We start from the raw sequence: 20,670 nt of genomic DNA, 5'->3' as shown, positions 1-20,670 counted from the left end.
GAAATAGAAAGGACATCGGAACTATCAGATCGCGTTCAACAAAGTATATAGCCCTGAAGCCCGTCGCTCTGCAAAACGCAAAAAGCCAGCGGATAACCGCTGGCTTTTTCTTTCAGCACAGAAAGCTACACAGCAACTTATGCCGCGATGATGCCACCATCCTTACGCTGTACAACCATGATGGTTGAACGGGGTTTGCTGTTACCGCCTGCCGGGAAGTGGGAAGGCTTGTCCTTCTCACCCGGATGCTGCACACCGATAAACACCGTACGCTGGTCCGGGCTGAACGTCAGGCCGGTCAGTTCACTGGCGATCGGGCCTGTGGCGAAACGGCGCACTTCACCGGTTTCAGGATCAGCCACCAGTACCTGATTATTACCCATGCCCGCATAAGACTCCATATTCGAGTATTTACCGTCGGTCATGATCCACAGGCGACCGGCCTGATCAAAGCCAAGTCCGTCCGGGCTGTTGAACATGTTTTCATCGTTAATGTTGGCGGAACCGGCATAGAAATCTTTGTGGATCGTCGGGTTACCGGCCACCAGGAAAAGATCCCAGTCGAAAGTTGTCGCGCTGTTATCACCACCGGCTTCACGCCAGCGAACAATCTGACCGTACTTATTTTCTGCCCGCGGGTTCGGTCCGCCAACCGGCTGACCCGGCTTAACGCCCCGCTCGGAGTTATTGGTCAGGGTGCAGCAAACAGTTTTAGTTTGCGGATGCACTGCCACCCACTCAGGACGGTCCATGGTGGTTGCGCCCACAACAGTGGCCGCTTCACGGGCATAGATCAGCACTTCAGCCTGGCTGTTAAAGCCGTTACTGCTGTCCAGACCATTCTTACCGTACGTCAGTTCCAGCCACTGACCTTTACCTTTCACGTCGCCTTCAGCGGCATCGAAACGGGCCACGTACAGAGTGCCGTCTTCCAGCAGGTTACGGTTAGCAGCATTGTTACCCGGCTGATACTTGTTGGCGGAAACAAACTTATAGATGTGCTCACCGCGCTCATCATCGCCCATGTACACAACCACATGGCCGTTATCCGCCACTGTTACCGCAGCATTTTCATGTTTGATACGGCCCAGCGCAGTACGCTTCAACGGAGTGGATGTCGGGTCCATCGGATCGATTTCAACCACCCAGCCATGGCGGTGCGGTTCGTTCGGCTCTTTGGTCATGTCGAACCGGTCATCAAACTTATACCACTGATAGCCGCGGTCTTTGGCTTTCAGGCCATAACGCTTCTGATGCTGATCCAGTTCAACACCTTCTCCCGGCGCAGCAAAATAACCGTTAAAGTTTTCTTCACAGGTCAGGTAAGTGCCCCACGGGGTTTCACCGTTGGCGCAGTTGTTAAAGGTACCCAGCACCTTGGTGCCGCTGGCATCTGCGCCGGTTTTCATCAGGTCATGGCCCGCGGCAGGCCCGGTCAGCTGCATTTCGGTATAGGCGGTAATCCGGCGGTTGTAGTCCGAATCAGACACATAGTCCCAGCCATCAGCGGTGCGTTTGATTTCAAATACAGACACACCGTGTGCAGCCTGGGCTTTTTTCACATCATCAGCGGTCATCGCCTGACCTTTATGATCAAACAACAGCTTGTAATTGGTGTATTCGTTGTTCACCGCCAGCAGAGCACGGTCTTCGGTCAGAGGGAAGAAGCTCATGCCGTCGGTGTTATCGCCAAACTGCCCTGCCTGGGCACTGGCTGGCTGCTGGCCGTTTTCATTAAACGCCGGCGCACCTTTCAGTATCGGATCACCCCATGAAATCAGCGGACGGGCCACATAGCCTTCCGGTACCACAAAGGTATCAGCGGTGCTGGTTGCTACCTTGGTAAAGCCCAGCAGCTTACTTTCCGGCTGCGTGCTGGCTGCCACCGCCTGTGCAACAGGGTTAGCCGCAAGGAACATGCCCATCGCTGTGGCACCGCCCTGTAAGAAACGACGGCGGCTGACGCCGGCATCAACAATCTTGCTGAAATCCGATTCCTGATTTTTCATTGTTCTGGCCTTAATACATGTCATAAGTGGTTTTAGGTGGCCCAGCCTAAAACCCGCGAATGACAGTTTAATGACTGAAATGTAACAGTTTATTGTCACACCGGCAGGGGGCAGAAAAGAACGACAGTCGCAACTGGCGCTTACGGGGACTTAACTTCGCAACCTTTAAGTACCAACTGACAGATCAGGTCCGCCGCGGCCTGATAGTCTTCTTCTTCGAGCTGGTCTTTACCGGTTACCCGGGTAATCTGCCAGTCAAAGTCAGCATAGGTCTGAGTGGAAGCCCAGATAGTGAAAAGCAGGTGTTGCGGGTCTACCGGTGCCATCAGCCCGCGGTCAATCCAATCCTGAATACGGGCACTGCTCTGGCGGGTCTGCTGCAGCATCTGCTCTGCAATCTCAGGCGGCAGATGCGGCGCCCCGTGCATGATTTCACTGGCAAATACCTTAGACGCATACGGCTGCTGCTGGGAAATTTTTACCTTGGCACGGATATACTCCGTCAGGGCAACCCGGGGGTCATCGTGCTCATAAAAAGGGTCCGATGCCGCCAGTAAAGGCTCGATTACACTTTCCAGCACACTGCTGTACAGGTTCTGCTTGGTTTTAAAATAGTAATAAATATTCGCTTTGGGAACGCCGGCCAGCTCACCGATATCCACTGTTTTTGCCGCCGCGAAACCCTGCTCAGCAAACACTTTACTGGCAGCTCTGATGATCAGTTCCCGGTTACGTTCTCTTATCTTTGCCATACAGCTGTCAGGCCCTCTCCCAGCGTAGCTTATTGATAATCCGAATATTCTCTGAACAGGCATGGTAGCACCCGCGTGGCACAGCGCTCAAGCTGCCCGCTTCTCACCTGACGGAATACTGGCCGCCACCTACACTTACAGTAACAGGGCAATAACTCTGACCGTCAACACAGCCGTTCACGATGTGAAACAGCATTTCTTGACTTCAAAGTCAGCTTTTACTTAAATTGAATGTATACAATCCATTCTCAGAATAAATACAACAACAGAGGAGCCTGCCTTGATACAGTTCCTGCTTAATGACGAGCTCAGGTCGGAAGACAATCTCGATCCCAATACCACCGTGCTGAAATACCTGCGTGAACAGCTGGGTAAAACCGGTACCAAGGAAGGCTGCGCCTCCGGAGACTGCGGTGCCTGCACCGTTGTACTGGGGGAGTTACACAACGGCGGCATGCGCTATAAAAGCATCAACTCATGCCTGACATTTGTATCCGGTCTGAACGGCAAACAACTGATCACCGTTGAAGATCTGAAGCATGCCGGTGAACTTCACCCTGCCCAGCAGGCCATGGTGGACTGCCACGGTTCCCAATGCGGTTTCTGCACCCCTGGCTTTGTCATGTCGATGTTTGCCCTGGGTAAAAACGTTGCCGCGAAAAATGCCGCTGAACCGGATAAGCACGATATTCATGAAGCACTGGCAGGCAATCTGTGTCGCTGCACCGGTTACCGCCCGATTGAAGATGCCGCTGCCAGCATGGCGCAGCAACCGGACCAGTTCGACAAGCATCAGGCCCGCACTATTCAGCGTTTACAAAAGATCGCCAGCCAGCAGGCTGAACAGAGCACAGAACTGCAAGGGGCCGGCCGTAAAGCATTTAACCCCCGCACGATCAGCGAACTGGCAACCCTTCTGGAAGAAAATCCAACCGCCAAACTGCTTGCCGGCGGCACAGATCTGGCCTTAGAAGTCACCCAGTTTCACCGGGATATCGACACCCTGATTTATGTGGGAGAAGTCTCCGAACTGCAGCGAATCACGACCACAGATGAATTCCTTGAATTGGGTGCCGGTGCCTCGCTGACCGACTGTTACGCCAGCCTGACCGCTGAATACCCGGACTTCGGTGCTCTGCTACAGCGCTTTGCATCCCTGCAGATCCGTAATCAGGGAACCCTTGGCGGCAACATTGGTAATGCGTCCCCCATCGGGGATTCACCACCGGCCCTGATTGCGCTGAACGCACAGATCGTACTGCGTAAAGGTGATCAGACCCGCACCCTGCCGCTGGAAGAGTATTTCCTCAGCTATAAGGTTACCGTGCAACAGCCGGGTGAGTTCATTGAGAAAGTACTGGTACCCCGTGCCGGCAGCAACCAGACCTTCCGCAGCTATAAAATATCCAAGCGTCTGGATGATGATATTTCGGCGGTACTCGGTTGCTTCAACCTGACCATCGAAAACGGCGTCATCAGTCAGGCCCGGGTTGCCTTTGGCGGCATGGCGGCCATTCCGATGCGCGCCCGACAGTGCGAACAGGTACTGGAAGGAGCGGACTGGAACAAGCACACCATCAGCCTGGCAAAAGCAGCACTGGCAGAAGACTTCCAGCCGATCTCCGACTTCCGGGCATCAAAGGAATACCGCCTGCTGACCGCAGCAAACATGCTCACCCGCCTGTTTGTTGAACTTGAATCCCCTGCTGTAGAAACCCGGGTAACTGCATATGTCTAATCATCACCAACCAACACTTACTCAAGAACAGTTGCTGCAGCAGGCTAAACAGGACCTGACCACCGGTGTTGGCCGCAGCGTTAAACACGAAAGCGCCGCCAAGCAGGTCACCGGTGAAGCGGTATATATCGATGACCGGCTGGAGTTTCCGAACCAGTTGCATGTATACGCCCGTCTGTCAGATGTGGCCCATGCCCGCATCACCAACATTGATGTCAGCCCCTGTTACGACATTCCCGGTGTAACCATCGCGATCACCGCGGCAGATGTTCCCGGCCAGTTAGATATCGGCCCGGTACTGCCCGGCGACCCGTTACTGGCGCAGGACACCATCGAATTTTACGGCCAGCCACTGCTGGCGGTCGGTGCCTGTGATCTGGAAACCGCCCGTAAAGCAGCGATGGCAGCCATTGTGGAATATGAAACGCTGGATGCAGTCCTGTCAGTAGAAGATGCTCTGGAAAAAGAGTTTTACGTCAGCGAACCCCACCAGCATAAGCGTGGTGATTCAGCATCAGCACTGGCCAGCGCCAAACACCGTTTAGAGGGTGCTGTGCATATCGGTGGCCAGGAACATTTCTATCTGGAGACCCAGGTTTCTTCGGTAATCCCCACAGAAGATGGCGGCATGATCGTTTATACCTCCACCCAGAACCCCACTGAAGTGCAGAAACTGGTGGCCGAAGTACTGGGCGTGTCTTTTAACAAGGTACAGATCGATATGCGCCGTATGGGCGGTGGCTTTGGCGGTAAAGAAACCCAGGCAGCAGGCCCGGCCTGTATTGCAGCAGTGATCGCCAGCCTGACCGGACGCCCGGCGAAAATGCGCCTGCCGCGGATGGAAGACATGATGATGACCGGTAAACGGCATCCGTTCTTCAACCAGTATCAGGTAGGCTACGATGATGACGGCCGGATTCAGGGTTATGAAATGCAGCTGGCCGGTAACTGCGGCTACTCGCCGGATCTGTCCAACTCCATCGTCGACCGGGCCATGTTCCACAGTGACAACGGCTACTACCTGGGTGATGCCACCATTACCGGTTACCGCTGTAAAACCCATACGGCGTCCAATACCGCCTACCGGGGTTTCGGTGGTCCGCAGGGGCTGATCATGCCGGAAATTGTGTTGGATGAAATCGCCCGTAACCTGGGCAAAGACCCGCTGGAAATCCGTAAACTGAACCTTTACGGCGACGAAGGCCGTAATGTCACCCACTACTACCAGACCGTGGAAGACAATCAGTTACCGGAAATGCTCGCGGAGCTGGAAGCCAGCAGTGATTATCAGAAGCGTCGTCAGGAAATCCGTGAGTACAACGCCACAAGCCCAATCCTGAAGAAAGGTCTGGCGCTGACCCCGGTTAAATTCGGTATATCCTTCACCGCAACCTTCCTGAACCAGGCCGGTGCGCTGATCCACATTTACACCGACGGCAGCATCCACCTGAACCACGGTGGTACCGAAATGGGTCAGGGCCTGAACACCAAGGTGGCCCAGATCGTCGCCGAAGAATTCCAGGTGGACTTCGACACCATTCACATCAGTGCCACCAATACTGACAAGGTACCGAACACCTCTCCAACAGCGGCCTCTTCCGGGGCGGACCTGAACGGTAAGGCAGCTCAGAATGCCGCACAAACCATCAAACAGCGGCTGATCGAATTTGCCGCCCGTCATTATGACGTGACCGAAGAGGATGTGTGCTTTAAGAACAATCTGGTACAGATTCGCGATACCCTGGTGCCATTTGCTGAGTTTATTCAGCTGGCCTACTTCCATCAGGTATCGCTGTCCAGCACCGGCTTCTACCGTACGCCGAAAATCTATTACGACCGTGATCAGGCCCGTGGCCGGCCGTTCTATTACTTCGCCTATGGTGCCGCCTGCTCTGAAGTGGTGATCGACACTCTGACCGGCGAGTACAAAATCCTGCGTGCCGACATCCTTCACGATGTCGGTGCATCCCTGAACCCGGCCATCGATATCGGTCAGGTTGAAGGGGCATACGTGCAGGGTGCCGGCTGGCTGACCACCGAGGAATTGGTGTGGAATGAACAGGGTCGCCTGATGACCTCCGGTCCGGCCAGTTACAAGATTCCGGCCATTGCTGATGCGCCGGTGGACTTCCGGGTAAAACTGGTGGAAAACCGCAAGAATCAGGAAGACACCGTATTCCATTCCAAAGCCGTGGGTGAACCGCCGTTTATGCTGGGGATCTCTGTGTTCTGTGCCATTAAAGATGCAATTGCCAGCCTGGCAGATTACCGCCGCAGCCCGCAACTGGATGCGCCGGCAACCCCGGAGCGGGTACTGTGGGCTGTACAGGCGATGCAAAACCAACACCGGACAAGCCAGGGGGCGGCAGCAACTGCCACCCAACCGGCAAGTGAGCATGAGTATGAGTCATAAATGGATTCACGCCCTCGCTGAACTGGATAGCCAGGGCACCCCGGGCATTCTGATTACCGTCATTGAAGAACGCGGCTCCACGCCGCGTAACGCCGGGGCCAAAATGGTGGTGACCACTGACGCCCAGTTCGACACCATCGGCGGCGGCCATCTGGAATACAAGGTAATTAAACTGGCCCGGCAAATGTTGGAAGACAATCAGCATGAGCCACGTCTGGAACGCTTCTCTCTGGGGGCAAGTCTCGGCCAGTGCTGCGGCGGCGCTACCACGGTGTTACTGGAGCCGATGGGTACCGACGTCAAAGAAATCGCTGTGTTCGGCGCCGGGCATGTCGGTCAGGCGCTGATTCCGGTGCTGGCCAGCCTGCCCTGCCGGATTCGCTGGATCGATCAGCGGGAAGAGATCTTTCCTGAACATATCCCCCAGGGGGTCACAAAGGTGGTCAATGAATTCCCCGTGGACGAAGTGGAAGACCTGCCGGCCAACAGCTATTTCATCGTGATGACCCATAACCATCAGCTGGATCAGCAACTGAGTGAGAAAATTCTCGCCAGAGATGACTTCAGCTACTTCGGTCTGATCGGCTCGGCCACTAAGCGGAAAAAGTTTGAACACCGCCTGACCGCCAAAGGTTTCAGCCGCGAGCAGCTGGATAAGATGACCTGTCCGATGGGTATCCCCGAAGTGAAAGGCAAACTGCCTGTCGAAATTGCAGTGGCGGTTGCAGCTGAATTCATCGCCCTATATAACCGGAACTTCGGGGCGAGTGCCAAGCCGGGCAGTAAAGAAAGAACCAGCACTGATCAACCATTGAAAAAAGTCGTCAGCCGTCTGGCAGTCTGATAACACACATTAAGAGACCTAACATGACTACAAACAGCCATGCATATCGCGCTGCCCTGATCCACAGCATTGCCGACCCGGCCAAAGTGGGCACCGAAGCCTCCTATGAATACTTTGAAGACGGCCTGCTGATCGTCCGCGACGGCAAAGTTCAGGCCGCCGGCGACGCTCAGGCCCTGCTGGCAGACCTGCCACCGGGCACCCCGGTAACAGAATACGAGAATGCCCTGCTCTGCCCGGGCTTTATCGATACCCATATTCATTATCCACAGACCGGTATGATCGCCTCTTACGGCGAACAGCTGCTGGACTGGCTGAATAACTATACCTTCCCGACGGAGCAGCACTTCAGTGATCCTGAACACGCTGGCAAGGTTGCAGATATTTTCCTCGATGAACTGACCCGCAACGGTACCACCACCGCACTGGTCTTCGGCACTGTTCACCCGGAATCCGTGGATGCGTTTTTCAGCAAAGCGGAACAGCGCAACCTGAGAATGATCGCCGGTAAGGTAATGATGGACCGCAATGCCCCGGACTACCTGACCGATACCGCACAGTCCAGCTATGAAGACAGCAAAGCCCTGATCGAACGCTGGCACGGTAAAGGCCGCCTGCATTATGCGGTTACGCCGCGCTTTGCCCCGACCAGCAGTGACGAACAACTCACAATGGCCGGACAACTGCTGAAGGAATACCCGGACCTGTATATGCATACCCACCTGTCAGAAAACAAACAGGAAATCGAATGGGTAAAAGAGCTGTTCCCGGAACGCAGCGGCTATCTGGATGTTTACGATCATCATGAACTGCTGGGTAAGCGCTCAGTCTTTGCCCACGGGGTTCACCTGTGCGACAGCGAATGCCAGCGGCTGGCGGAAACGGAATCAGCCATTGCCTTCTGCCCGACCTCCAACCTGTTTCTGGGCAGCGGCCTGTTCGACTTACCAAAACTGGAAGCAGAAAACGTAAAGGTCGGTCTGGGCACTGATGTCGGGGCAGGCACCAGCTTCTCAATTTTGCAGACGCTGAACGAAGCTTACAAAATCATGCAACTGCAGGGTGAGAAGCTTAATCCGTTCAAGTCGCTGTATCTGGCCACGCTGGGCGGCGCAGAAGCCCTCTGCCTGGAAGACAAAATCGGCAGCTTTGCCACCGGTAACGAAGCGGACTTCGTGGTGCTGGACTACAATTCCACACCGCTGATGGAATACCGCATGCAACAGGCCAGCAGCATTGAAGAACGCCTGTTTGTGATGATGATGCTGGGGGATGACCGGGCTATCCGGGAAACCTTCGCCATGGGTAACTCCGTTTACCGGCGCTGATAAACGCTGCTTAACAGCCTTACTTAACAGCCGGTAGCCACCGGCTGTTTGCTGCTTTTCCCCTTCATACGCAATCTCACCAGCACTGCTTTACCGGTGCTTTCTCATACCCATTTCCATAGGGCTCATGCAGGTTTTCTTTTCTGTCTGTCATCGACATTCAATGTGGAGAAACGGCGAAGTTCCCCATAATGCCACCCTATTCTCTCGACAGTTCAGAACAGATTCCGCACACTCGGTATTTCTAGCGTGCCACAGTTTGCAGTCGTCAGCCGCTAAATTACTTACGGGTCGTTCGCAGCCAGGATAATAACTGTGTCAGTAGCTGAACTATACATGGAGTCTCGCAACCCGCAGGCCAGCCGACAGCAAGGGCTTTTCCCATGCTGGCTGACAGCTGCCGTTTTGATATTGCTGATCTTCACCGGCAATGTACTGGCCAGCAGTCATGGCCCCCACCTCTTTGAGCTTCAGCCAGAGATGGATAGCGAGGTCATGACCCCGTACATGCAGGTACTGGAAGATCCGGACAGTACACTGAGCTTTGCTGACGTTCAGAAGCCTTACTGGCAAAACAGATTTTCACATATCCACAACAATCAGACCGCCCACGGCGTTTCCAGCTCGGCCTGGTGGATCCGTATTGATGTCGCCAACAACAGCGATGAAAATGTCGACTGGATATTGGAAGCCCTGCATAACATCACCGATTACATAGATGTTTATCAGCTCGATGCCTCCGGCAATGTCAGCGCCCAGCAACTGGGGGATCATCGCCCCTACGCGATTAACAATCTACCCAGCGAGTCATTCTCTTTTCCGCTGAATACGCCGGCTGGTGAACAGCAAACCATCTATCTGCGGTTTAACTTTGAGCACGCCGGCGTCATCAACCTGTATCTGGAGGCATCCACCCCTGAAGCCTATGTTCAGAAACAGCATATACAGGGCATCTGGCTGGGGATCTTTCTGGGAGCCGCCATTCTGGTGATGGTGTATACCCTGTTCCTGATGCTGTCGATCCGTGAAAAGCCGTACTTCTGGTACCTGCTCTATGCCAGTGCCGCCGTCGTCATGTATCTGGCACTGAGCGGACTGGGTTACCGGTATATATGGGGCTTCACCCCCACCCTTGCGGATGCTATTCCGCACTTTGCCATTGTGGCCTTTTACAGCCTCGCGATTCAGTTTTCCCGCAGCTTTCTGGACACAGACAAGCAGGCCCCCCAACTGGACGCCCTACTGCTGCTTCTGCTGGGGGTAACCGCTTTCAGTGGCATATTACTGATCATAAACATCCGGGAGCTCGCCCTTAATCTGCTGATGCTCACCGGCCTCGCGCTGGGATTATTCCCTGCCATCGGGATTTACCTGTGGAGTAAAGGACAGCATCAGGCACGGGGCTATACCCTGGCGTGGAGCATCTGGTCCATTACCGTCATCTGCGGCATTCTGCGCTTTCAGGGCATTATCCCCACCAGTAACTTTGCCATCGGCGCCACCCGCTTCGGCATGATTCTGGAAACCATTCTGCTGGCATTCGCCCTGGTAGACAGGGTGAATATTCTGCGCAAGGAAAAACTCGCCGCAGAAGAACGGGAGCGACTCGCTGCCCAGCAGGCCACCGATCAGCTGGAAAGCAAAGTCAGAGAACGGACCCGGGAGCTGGAGCTGGCACGCCAGCATGCCGAAAAACTGGCTAGTCTGGACTCACTGTCCGGGCTACTCAACCGGCGGGCATTCTTCCAGCAGGGCAATACTGAAGTTCACCGGGCACAGCGTTACGATCAGGCACTCGCCGTCATGATGCTGGATATCGACCACTTCAAACAGATCAACGATCAGCATGGCCATGCCGCAGGTGACCGGGTCATCAGCACTGTCGCGGGCATTCTCAACGAAGTACTCCGGGAATCGGATATCAAGGCCCGCATCGGCGGTGAAGAATTTGCCGTGGTACTGGTGCAAACACCGCGCAACAAGGCGTTACACCTGGCGGAGCGCATCCGGGATGAGATTCAGAATACGCCGATCGGCAGTCAGGGAATGACTGTGAATATCACCGCCAGTTTCGGCATTGCCGAACTGACTGATGACGCCAATGGAGCCACCACACTGGATCAGTTACTGGCCCGGGCAGATAAAGCGCTTTACTGGGGTAAGAATAACGGCCGTAACCGGGTGACAGGCTATACAGCACCTGCCACCGCAACGGAAGAAGACCTGCTCTGAAGTGTGTTCTCTGTTTACTGACAGCAGCTCAGCTGCTGCCGGTTACTTGTCGCTGACAACGTCGGCAAAGATTGCCCGCAGATCATCCGATGATACTTCGTCATCCAGCTTAAGCTTGTTTTCAATATGATCCAGATGGTGCTGCATGAGTTGCAGCGCCAGCGGCTTATTGCGCTGCCGGATGGCTTCGATCAGCTCAAAATGCTCATCATACGAACAATGCGATGTAGAACCGCTTTCATACTGAGCGATGATCAGTGAACACTGGGATACCAGGCTACGCTGGAAACTCAGTAACGGCGGGTTATCGGCCATTTCAGCCAGTTGCAGATGGAACTCACCGGACAAACGGATTCCCGCGCCCCGGTCACCTTTGGCCACACAGGCCTGCTCTTCAGTCACCAGCTGTTTCAGCGCTTCGATCTGAGCATCCTGTGCATTATCCACCACCAGTTCAGTGATCGCCTTTTCCACCACCCGACGGGCAAAGACGATCTGCCGGGCTTCTTCAATGCTCGGACAGGCAACAATGGCACCTTTATTTGGCCGCAGATTCACTACCTGCTCATGGCCTAAACGGGATAATGCCCGGCGCACAATGGTCCGGCTGACGCCAAAAATTTCACCCAGTGACTCTTCATTTAACTTGGTTCCCGGTACCAGACGCTGCTCCAGAATGGCATCAAAGATATGTGCATAGACAATCTCATCCTGGGTTTTTCCCGCTTTCCGGGATTTTTTAACCGCACTTTTTACCGAATTTCCGTTCGGGGTTTGTGGAGAAATCTGTGTCATAAAATCTGCTGTATCTGAACCAAAATATAAAAGAGATTGTTCTGCTGAGTGGCTGCTTACAGGTTGGGAAAAGCATCTCAAGTCAGCATTCTTTCGCCTGTTTGTTTCCGGGAACTGCTTAACTTTCAGGCAATTATCCGCCCATCACAAGCGCCGGTCACAGGCATCATCTGAACCGAAAATAGTACACAAAAGCGACTGTTCTGTACACATGGAGCCCTGCTCAGGATCAATGCCTGCTGCATTAGCAAGGCGACAGATTCCGGGAAATTTCAGCACATGAAAAAGAAAAACCTGACCCGAGAGTTGATTTTTTTGTATACAATCTTACTATTAAATCCAGTACACAAGTTGTACCGCATGCCAAAGTTGCTGCACAACGGGCGCCATTTATAAAAATAATTCGTGGCTCTCTAACCTGAGGAGTAAGTTGTGGAAAATATTCAGCAAGACCAGCAAGCACTGAGAGAAGAACGCGGTTTACTCGACCGTTTTTTCCGCCTCAGTGAACACAAAACCAATATCAAGACCGAGCTTATCGCCGGTTTAACCACCTTTGTAACCATGGGTTACATCATCTTCGTTAACCCCAATATCATGTCTGATGCAGGCATGGATCACGGTGCCGTCTTTGTCGCCACCTGTATCGGCGCGGCAATCGCCTGTTTCCTGATGGGGCTTTACGCCAACTGGCCCGTCGGCCTTGCCCCCGGGATGGGGTTAAACGCCTTCTTCACCTACACCGTCGTTGCCGAAATGGGTTATGACTGGCAGGTAGCACTGGGGGCGGTATTCATTTCCGGCATACTGTTCGTCATCATGAGCTTCTATAAGATCCGGGAGTGGCTGCTGAACAGCATCCCCACGAGCCTGAAGTTCGCAATGACCGCCGGGGTCGGTTTATTCCTGGGCCTGATCGGTCTGAAAACCGCCGGTATCGTGGTGGACAACCAGGCAACCCTGTTATCCATGGGTACCTTCCTGGAGCCCTCTACATTACTGGCAGCAATCTGCTTCCTGATGATCTCAGTGCTGGCTTACCATAATGTCTTCGGTGCCGTATTAATCAGCATCCTGGCGGTAACCGGTATTGGTCTGACAATGGACCTGGTGCAGTACAACGGCATCGTGTCCGCACCGCCAAGCATTGCCCCTACCCTGATGGCACTGGATATCATGGGGGCACTGAACATCAGTATGGTCAGCATCATTCTTGCCTTCCTGTTCGTCAATATGTTCGACACCGCCGGCACCCTGATGGGCGTGGCAACCAAGGCAAACCTGATCCGTAAAGACGGTTACATTGAAAACCTGAGTAAAGCCCTGAAAGCAGACAGCAGCTCCAGCGCCATCGGTGCCCTGTTCGGTTGCCCGCCGGTAACCAGCTATGTGGAAAGTGCCTCCGGGGTTGCTGCCGGTGGCCGTACCGGTCTGACAGCCATCACCGTTGGCTGCCTGTTCCTGGCGGCAATGTTCCTGGCACCGCTGGCTGGTATGATCCCTGCGTATGCCACCGCCGGTGCACTGATCTACGTTGCCATGCTGATGATGACCGGCATGAAACAGATCAACTGGGATGACACGACTGATGCGATTCCGGCGATTGTTACCGTGATCATGATGCCGCTGACATTCTCGATTGCCAACGGTATCGCGATGGGCTTCATTACCTATACCGCTATGAAGCTGTTCACCGGTCGCCGTGATGAGATTTCCCTGAGCATCTATGTGCTGACAGCCATCTTTATCAGTAAATTTGTATTCCTTTAATAACAGGTACTCCGTGGGTGGGTGCGCCACTGCGCGGAGTTGTGCCCTCTGTTATTATCCGAATGGCCTGTGGCCGAAACCCTTGCCTTCCCCTGTGGAAGGCTTTTTTCGTTACTGTTTTAACAACAACCTGATTCATAACCGGAAGCATCCTGATGAACATCGAAACCTGGTTACTTTTTTGCTCGGCATCCATGCTGGTGATTCTGGTGCCCGGACCACTGTCCCTGCTGATGGTCGCTAACAGTATTAACTACGGTCTGTTACGCAGCGCGCCGGCCTTCGCAGGCGGAGTAAGTGCTTCCTTAATCCTGCTCACCGCATCGGCCACCGGCCTGGGTGCCCTGCTGCTGGCCTCTGAGAACCTCTTTACCGCGATTCGCTATGCCGGTGCAGCGTATCTGATTTATCTTGGCTATCAGGCCTGGCAGAGCGCCAGACGGGCCGAAAGTGCCGGTCCGCTAAAAAGCTCCCGACCAGGCTTCTCAGGTATGTTCTGGCGGGCCTTCAGCCTGGGTATCAGCAACCCAAAGGATATCCTGTTTTTCGTGGCATTCCTGCCCCAGTTCATTGACCCGGCCAGCGCCTTCCTGCCTCAGCTAATCACCATGATTGTCAGTTGGTGTGTACTGGATCTGATCTGCAAACTGTTTTATGGCGGCAGTGCGCAACTGGTGGCGCCATGGCTGCAAAAAAGCCGGGGCGTACAGATCTTCAACCGCATCACTGCAGGCATTTTTGTCACCGCCGGCGGTGCTGTCCTGCTGAAATAGTAACAACAGCCCGGACAACAAAAAACCGGCTAAAGAGCCGGTTTTTTGATTGCGAATAGATGTGAGATCAGCTGCCCCGGTAGGTTGAATAACTGTACGGTGAGATCAGCAGTGGCACATGATAGTGCTCATCTTCATCGGCAATACCGAAACGCAGCACTACCTCATCCAGGAATGCGGGCTCCGGTAACGACAGGCCCTTACCCCGATAGTAGTCCCCCACCCGGAAAACCAGTTCGTACACACCGGCAACAAAGTCACTTCCGTCCAGAATCGGGCTGTCGCAGCGGCCGTCATCATTGGTATGACGTTCCGCCAGCAATGTCCGCTCACCATCAACACGGTACAGCGTGACCGGAATATCACTGCCCGGACAGCCATGTGCAGAATCCAGTACGTGGGTTGTTAAGTAGCCCATCGGGAATACCTCCTGTTTATAAGCAGCAGAGACGGATGCATTTCCGCTCTTACTAAGCCGTTAATGAATAGCTGAACTATAATACTTCTGAGACAAAAATAAACTTATTTTGTATACAATCAATATCATTTAATGTCTAATCAGCTGTTATATAAGCGCTTTATTAGTTGTTTCGAATGATGAAAAGCAAAGAGCCTGCTTATCTTTGCATATAAATCCAAAAATTGTATACAATGAATTCATTCTGACCTCAGGGTCAACTTGTTATTCAGTTTAATACAGAAGGAACGTCACCGTGAATCATGAATATCCCCGAGATCTGATCGGTTACGGTAATACCCCTCCTGACCCGCAATGGCCGGGGCAGGCACGCATCGCCGTATCCTTTGTTCTTAACTATGAAGAAGGGGGCGAACGCTGCCTGCTTCACGGTGATAATGAGTCCGAAGCTTTTCTGTCGGAACTGCCCGGCGCGGTGCCTTTTCCGGACGCCCGTCATATGAGTATGGAATCGGTATACGAATACGGCAGCCGTGCCGGTGTCTGGCGCATTCTTAAACTGTTCGCCAAACACAAAATTCCGCTGACTATATTTGCCGTCGCCATGGCTGCTCAGCGTTACCCTGAAGTTATTCAGGCCATGCATCAGGCAGGCCATGAAATCTGCAGCCACGGCTACCGCTGGATTGATTACCAGAAACTCAGCAAGGAAGAAGAACGGGAGCACCTGTATAAAGCCATTAACATCCTGCAGGACATCACCGGCCAGCGGCCGCAGGGCTGGTACACCGGCCGCAACAGCCCGAACACCCGGGACATTGTGATGGAGGAAGGCGGCTTCCTGTATGACAGCGATGCCTACGATGATGACCTGCCCTACTGGATCAACAATCAGGGTAAAGGCCACCTTGTCGTACCTTACACCCTGGACAGTAACGATATGCGCTTTGCTACCCAGCAGGGTTTCAACAGCGGTGAGCAGTTCTTCCAGTACCTGAAGGACAGCTTCGATACCCTTTACGAAGAAGGTGCAGAAGCGCCGAAGATGCTGTCTATCGGCCTGCACTGCCGGCTGATCGGCCGTCCGGGACGAATCGCCGCGCTGCGCCGCTTTATTGAATACGCCCAGTCCCACGAACGGGTCTGGTTTGCCCGCCGGGTGGACATTGCCCGCCACTGGCACGTAACTCACCCTTTTCAGGCCAACACTTAAACGGAAGCGATCTGCCATGACTCAGCAATTTCAGCACTGCACCCCGGGCCAGATGGACCGCGACACCTTCGTCAGCACCTTTGCGGATATCTATGAACATTCCCCGTGGGTCGCCGAGCAGACCTTTGATCAGGGCCTGCCGGAAGATGCCAACAGCATTGACCAGCTGCAGCAGCGGATGGCCGGTGTACTGTTATCCGCCAGTCAGGAAGCCCAGCTGGCGCTGATCAACGCTCACCCGGATCTGGCAGGCAAGGCAGCCATTGCCGGTGAGCTTACCGAAGCCTCCACCTCCGAGCAGGCCGGCGCAGGTATCAACGAATGTACCGCCGAAGAATTCAAGCGTTTCACCGAGCTGAACGATGCCTATAAAGCCCGTTTCAACTTTCCGTTCATCATGGCGGTTAAAGGCAGCAACCGGCACGAAATTCTGGCGGCTTTTGAAACCCGCATACACAACTCGCCGGAAACGGAGTTTTCCCGCGCACTGGAAGAAATTAACAAGATTGCCCTGTTCCGCCTCAGCGCGATGTAAGCCGGCCACAGCGACAATCATTTCAGCAGGACACAGACACAATGACTCAAGACTTTTTAAAATACATCAACCTGGCAGACGCCCGCCTGGGCAGTAAAGCGATCTACGTCACCGATGACTGGTTTGCCGACGTTAACCGCATGCTGCAACCTGAAGCGCCGGTCTGGAAAGAAGGTGTATTCGATGACAACGGTAAATGGATGGACGGCTGGGAATCCCGCCGTAAGCGTTTCGAGGGCTACGATTACACCATCATCCGTCTGGGTGTACCCGGCGTGATTAAAGGGGTGGACATTGATACCTGCCACTTTACCGGTAACTTTCCGCCATCAGCCTCACTGGAAGCCTGCTTCTGCCCGGACGGTGATCCATCAGATGCTCAACAGTGGCACGAAATTCTACCTGCGGTGAGCTTGCAGGGGAACAGCCAGCATCTGCACAGCATCAGTGATGACCGGCCGTGGACCCACCTGCGCTTTAACATCTATCCGGATGGCGGTGTTGCCCGCCTACGGGTATACGGCCTGCCGCACCGCGACTGGTCTGCCCAGAACGCTGATGAACAGGTTGATCTGGCCGCGTCACTGAACGGTGGCCGGGCACTGGCGTGCAGCGATGAGCACTTCGGCACCATGAGTAACATTCTTAACCCAGGCCGTGGCGTCAACATGGGTGATGGGTGGGAAACCGCCCGTCGCCGGACACCCGGCAATGACTGGGTGATTGTCGCACTGGGACACCCAGGGGAAATCGAGCGCATTGTGGTTGATACCCTGCACTTTAAGGGCAACTACCCGGACAGCTGCTCCATTCAGGCGGCCTTTGTAAAAGGCGGCACTGACGAGCAAATCGAAACCCAGAGCCTGTTCTGGAAAGAACTGCTGCCATCCCAAAAGCTGGAAATGCATCAGGAACATGAGTTCACGGAACAGATTGCCGCGCTGGGTCCGGTTACCCACGTACGCCTGAACATCTTCCCGGACGGCGGTGTCAGCCGGTTACGTTTATTCGGCAAGGTCACCAACACTGACCGATAAAGCCCGATAACAGGTTGCCAGACGCAGAGATGAAGCTCCCGCCTGGCAACCGGGCCAGCCCTGCCGGCATCAGCCACAGGGCGGCAACCACGAGGTGAATATGCTTACACTGAAACCACAACCCTTAACCGCCGAAGCTTTTGCACCGTACGGCGACGTGATTGAAACCCGGGACCGGGATTTCTTCATGATCAATAAGGGCAATACCCGGCGCTACCACCGTCTGGCGGAGGTCAGCCTGGGCAAGCAGGAAGATACAGCGATCATCAGTATCTTCACCACCAAGGCGTATCCGATGCCGATGCCCATCAGCATGCTGGAGCGTCACCCACTGGGCAGTCAGGCGTTTATCCCGCTGAACGGCGAGCCTTTTCTGATTGTGGTCGCGCCTCCCGGTGATACGCCTGAGATCAGCAAGATTCAGGCCTTCATTACCGATGGCCAGCAAGGCATTAACTACCACACTGGGGTTTGGCATCACCCGGTAATCAGCTGCGCCGCACAGGACAGCTTTCTGGTCATCGACCGGGCCGGTGAAGGCCATAACTGTGATGAACATGATTTTCCGGCAGACACTGCCATTGAGCTGCTACCGGCCTGACGCAGCTTCCGCTTGATAAAAGCGGTACGCCGGAACGTAAGTGCATAATAAAAATACTGGCAGGTTGAGAAACACCTGCAACTTAAGATGAGGAGTGAACGATGGATCCCCATATCATAGAGTGGTTGAACCTGGCGGTACGCTGGGTTCACATGATCACCGGCGTTGCCTGGATAGGTGCGTCCTTTTATTTTGTCTGGCTGGAGAACCATCTGGAACGCAGCAATCCCCGCGAAGGCTTGTCTGGCGATCTCTGGGCGATTCATGGCGGCGGGATTTATCATCTGGAAAAATACAAACTGGCGCCACCGCAAATGCCGGAAAAACTGCACTGGTTTAAATGGGAAGCCTATGCCACCTGGCTGTCCGGCGTTACCCTGCTGGCGGTGGTTTACTACCTGAACGCCAAGCTGTATCTGGTTGCCCCAGGTTCAGATTTAAGCTCTGCGGCGGCCATCGGTATCGGTGTTGCCAGCCTGGTTGTGGGCTGGTTCGTCTACGACCTGCTGTGTGACTCTCCGCTGGGTAAAAAGCCGGCATTATTAGGCGCGATCCTGTTCATTCTGCTGATCGCTGCCGCCTGGGGACTTTCACAGGTATTCAGCGGCCGTGGTGCCTTTATCCATGTGGGTGCCATCATCGGTACCATCATGGTCGGTAACGTATTCCGCATCATCATGCCGGCCCAGCGGGCACTGGTCAGCGCCATTGAAGCCGGTCAGGAACCGGACCCGGCCCTGCCAGCGAAAGGTCTGCTACGCTCACGCCACAACAACTACTTCACCCTGCCGGTGCTGTTTATCATGATCAGCAATCATTTCCCGAGCACCTACGGGCATGAATTTAACTGGCTGGTTCTGGCTGGCATTGCCGCTATCAGTGTCCTGGTACGCCACTACTTCAACACCCGTCACATGACCCAGAAATTTGCCTGGACCTTACCGGCCGGTGCACTGGGCATGATCTGTCTGGCCTTTGTGGTGGCCCCGAAACAGGCTGTACAGAACAGCCCGGCGGTCAGTGCACAGGTGGTGCATGAAATCATCAGCGAGCGCTGCAGTGTGTGTCACTCAGATACTCCAAGCTACCCGGGTTTCACCAGCCCGCCGGGCGGCTTCGTGCTGGATACCATTGAACAGATCTCGCAGAAATCTGCACAGATTAAAGCACAGGCCATCACCACCAAGGCCATGCCGTTAGGTAACATCACGCAGATGACTCAGGAAGAAAGGGATCAGATTGCCGCCTGGATAAGCGCCGGCAAGCCGGAATAAACCTGAAAAGAACATAACCAGAAGGCGATAGCCTGTTAGGGTGCTTCCGGCCGGAAGCACCTTTTTTTATGCGCGGTGTTTTTCTTTACTGAGGCTCAGCGAACCCCTGAAGCCAGCCTGGGAAGATTTTCAGTAACTTTTTGCTGCTGCGGCTGCCGTCCGACAGTCCAAGAAATGCCGCCCGACAGCTGGCCTGCATTGCCGGAGACATCCCCTTACTCCAGAGTGCACCGGGGTTAACCGCCTCAGTGACACCGACCAGTTGCAGATCATTATCCCGGCGCCATTTGTCCGCCAGTGGCGTGGCAATCACGGCGGCGAAAACATCTTTATGCAGTAGCAGAGACATCGCACCGACACTGGTGCGGGTATAGGTGATTCGGTCAGACTTATGCTCCACACCGACAGAGGCAAACAGATCCCGGGCCAGCAGATAACCGGTCACTGAGTCCGGCGATAAGAATGCAATCCGTACTCCGGACAGCGCCTGCAGATCCGGTACCGCCGTCGAACCTCTGACCAGTACACTGGCCGACAGCTCTGCACCGTTAAGCACCTGCAGATTCAGCAGCGGCCAGTAGTCAGACCCGAAGTCATGTTCAAGGGGGGCAAACACCAGCTGTGCGTTCAGGTTCTGCGGATATTCTGCCGCCGTTTCGATATCGCTCACCGGACAACCCTGCTGAGTCAGATAGCGGCTCAGGTTATGCAGCCTGCGCCCGGATATGGCACCGCCCTCTGCGGAACTGATAAACATTGTCAGTGGTTCGGCGGCAAACAGCCCGCCGGAATAACCGCTCAGGCTCAACAGCAGGCAGAATAAGGCATTCCTCATAACATCCCCCAATTCAAAACTCGGAAGTGAATCAGAATACTAAGTGAATACAGCGCCGGTACCCCTGCGCCAGATCAGGCAAAATCAATTATTCGGCTCAACT

17 protein-coding genes are annotated in these 20,670 nt (G+C 54.3%); 12 read left to right on the top strand and 5 right to left on the bottom strand.

All coding sequences use genetic code 11. From position 1 onward, the window contains the following. Positions 1-137: 137 nt before the first annotated feature. Positions 138-2,009, bottom strand: coding sequence for a PhoX family protein (locus JYB63_RS15880; RefSeq protein ID WP_205658879.1), 1,872 nt, complete (start codon positions 2,007-2,009; stop codon positions 138-140). Positions 2,010-2,149: 140 nt separating this feature from the next. After that, positions 2,150-2,761 (bottom strand): TetR/AcrR family transcriptional regulator, encoded by a 612-nt coding sequence (locus tag JYB63_RS15875; RefSeq protein WP_205658878.1) that lies wholly within the window; start codon positions 2,759-2,761, stop codon positions 2,150-2,152. A 280-nt stretch (positions 2,762-3,041) separates the two neighbouring features. Between JYB63_RS15875 and xdhA the strand changes: the two genes are divergently transcribed. The 5 genes from xdhA (at position 3,042) to JYB63_RS15850 (ending at position 11,316) form a co-directional block, all read left to right on the top strand. Next, positions 3,042-4,499, top strand: a complete 1,458-nt coding sequence (xdhA, locus tag JYB63_RS15870) for a xanthine dehydrogenase small subunit (protein ID WP_205658877.1) — start codon at positions 3,042-3,044, stop codon at positions 4,497-4,499. After that, on the top strand, positions 4,492-6,912 hold the full coding sequence (xdhB, locus tag JYB63_RS15865) for a xanthine dehydrogenase molybdopterin binding subunit (RefSeq protein ID WP_205658876.1): 2,421 nt from the start codon (positions 4,492-4,494) through the stop codon (positions 6,910-6,912). Before xdhA ends, xdhB begins: the two co-directional genes overlap by 8 nt. Further along, complete coding sequence (gene xdhC, locus JYB63_RS15860; protein ID WP_205658875.1) at positions 6,902-7,756, top strand: xanthine dehydrogenase accessory protein XdhC; 855 nt, start codon at positions 6,902-6,904, stop codon at positions 7,754-7,756. Before xdhB ends, xdhC begins: the two co-directional genes overlap by 11 nt. 23 nt (positions 7,757-7,779) lie before the next feature. Continuing rightward, the gene (gene guaD, locus JYB63_RS15855) at positions 7,780-9,084 is read left to right on the top strand and encodes a guanine deaminase (protein ID WP_205658874.1); all 1,305 of its coding nucleotides are present in this window, start codon (positions 7,780-7,782) and stop codon (positions 9,082-9,084) included. Between the two features lie 315 nt (positions 9,085-9,399). After that, complete coding sequence (locus JYB63_RS15850; protein ID WP_205658873.1) at positions 9,400-11,316, top strand: diguanylate cyclase; 1,917 nt, start codon at positions 9,400-9,402, stop codon at positions 11,314-11,316. Between the two features lie 42 nt (positions 11,317-11,358). Here the strand turns inward: JYB63_RS15850 and JYB63_RS15845 are convergent, their stop codons facing one another. Further along, positions 11,359-12,111 carry a GntR family transcriptional regulator gene (locus JYB63_RS15845; protein WP_205658872.1) on the bottom strand — a complete coding sequence of 251 codons (753 nt, stop codon included), beginning with the start codon at positions 12,109-12,111 and terminating at the stop codon, positions 11,359-11,361. A gap of 441 nt (positions 12,112-12,552) precedes the next feature. Between JYB63_RS15845 and JYB63_RS15840 the strand changes: the two genes are divergently transcribed. Together JYB63_RS15840 and JYB63_RS15835 are read left to right on the top strand one after the other, a co-directional pair. Continuing rightward, positions 12,553-13,881, top strand: coding sequence for an NCS2 family permease (locus JYB63_RS15840; protein ID WP_374730439.1), 1,329 nt, complete (start codon positions 12,553-12,555; stop codon positions 13,879-13,881). 155 nt (positions 13,882-14,036) lie between these two features. Continuing rightward, positions 14,037-14,654: a LysE family translocator gene (locus JYB63_RS15835; RefSeq protein WP_205658871.1), complete on the top strand. Its 618-nt coding sequence runs from the start codon at positions 14,037-14,039 to the stop codon at positions 14,652-14,654. Between the two features lie 67 nt (positions 14,655-14,721). Here the strand turns inward: JYB63_RS15835 and uraH are convergent, their stop codons facing one another. Then, positions 14,722-15,072 (bottom strand): hydroxyisourate hydrolase, encoded by a 351-nt coding sequence (gene uraH / locus JYB63_RS15830; RefSeq protein ID WP_205658870.1) that lies wholly within the window; start codon positions 15,070-15,072, stop codon positions 14,722-14,724. Positions 15,073-15,367: 295 nt separating this feature from the next. On the opposite strand from uraH, the gene puuE reads away from it, so the two are divergent. The 5 genes from puuE (at position 15,368) to JYB63_RS15805 (ending at position 19,732) form a co-directional block, all read left to right on the top strand. Beyond that, complete coding sequence (gene puuE, locus JYB63_RS15825) at positions 15,368-16,285, top strand: allantoinase PuuE (protein WP_205658869.1); 918 nt, start codon at positions 15,368-15,370, stop codon at positions 16,283-16,285. 16 nt (positions 16,286-16,301) lie between these two features. Continuing rightward, the gene (uraD, locus tag JYB63_RS15820; RefSeq protein WP_205658868.1) at positions 16,302-16,820 is read left to right on the top strand and encodes a 2-oxo-4-hydroxy-4-carboxy-5-ureidoimidazoline decarboxylase; all 519 of its coding nucleotides are present in this window, start codon (positions 16,302-16,304) and stop codon (positions 16,818-16,820) included. Between the two features lie 41 nt (positions 16,821-16,861). Then, the gene (alc, locus tag JYB63_RS15815; RefSeq protein ID WP_205658867.1) at positions 16,862-17,857 is read left to right on the top strand and encodes an allantoicase; all 996 of its coding nucleotides are present in this window, start codon (positions 16,862-16,864) and stop codon (positions 17,855-17,857) included. A gap of 100 nt (positions 17,858-17,957) precedes the next feature. Further along, positions 17,958-18,458, top strand: coding sequence for an ureidoglycolate lyase (locus tag JYB63_RS15810; RefSeq protein ID WP_205658866.1), 501 nt, complete (start codon positions 17,958-17,960; stop codon positions 18,456-18,458). A gap of 101 nt (positions 18,459-18,559) precedes the next feature. Continuing rightward, a complete protein-coding gene (locus JYB63_RS15805; protein WP_205658865.1) occupies positions 18,560-19,732 on the top strand; it encodes a urate hydroxylase PuuD in 1,173 nt (390 codons plus the stop codon). Between the two features lie 85 nt (positions 19,733-19,817). Here the strand turns inward: JYB63_RS15805 and JYB63_RS15800 are convergent, their stop codons facing one another. Beyond that, positions 19,818-20,567 carry a PhnD/SsuA/transferrin family substrate-binding protein gene (locus tag JYB63_RS15800; RefSeq protein ID WP_205658864.1) on the bottom strand — a complete coding sequence of 250 codons (750 nt, stop codon included), beginning with the start codon at positions 20,565-20,567 and terminating at the stop codon, positions 19,818-19,820. Positions 20,568-20,670: the final 103 nt, after the last annotated feature.

Source organism: Aliamphritea spongicola (assembly GCF_017051665.1).
Lineage (GTDB): Bacteria > Pseudomonadota > Gammaproteobacteria > Pseudomonadales > Balneatricaceae > Amphritea > Amphritea spongicola.
Note: the sequence above shows the minus strand (reverse complement) of the source record. Positions and strands in the feature narration are given on the sequence as shown.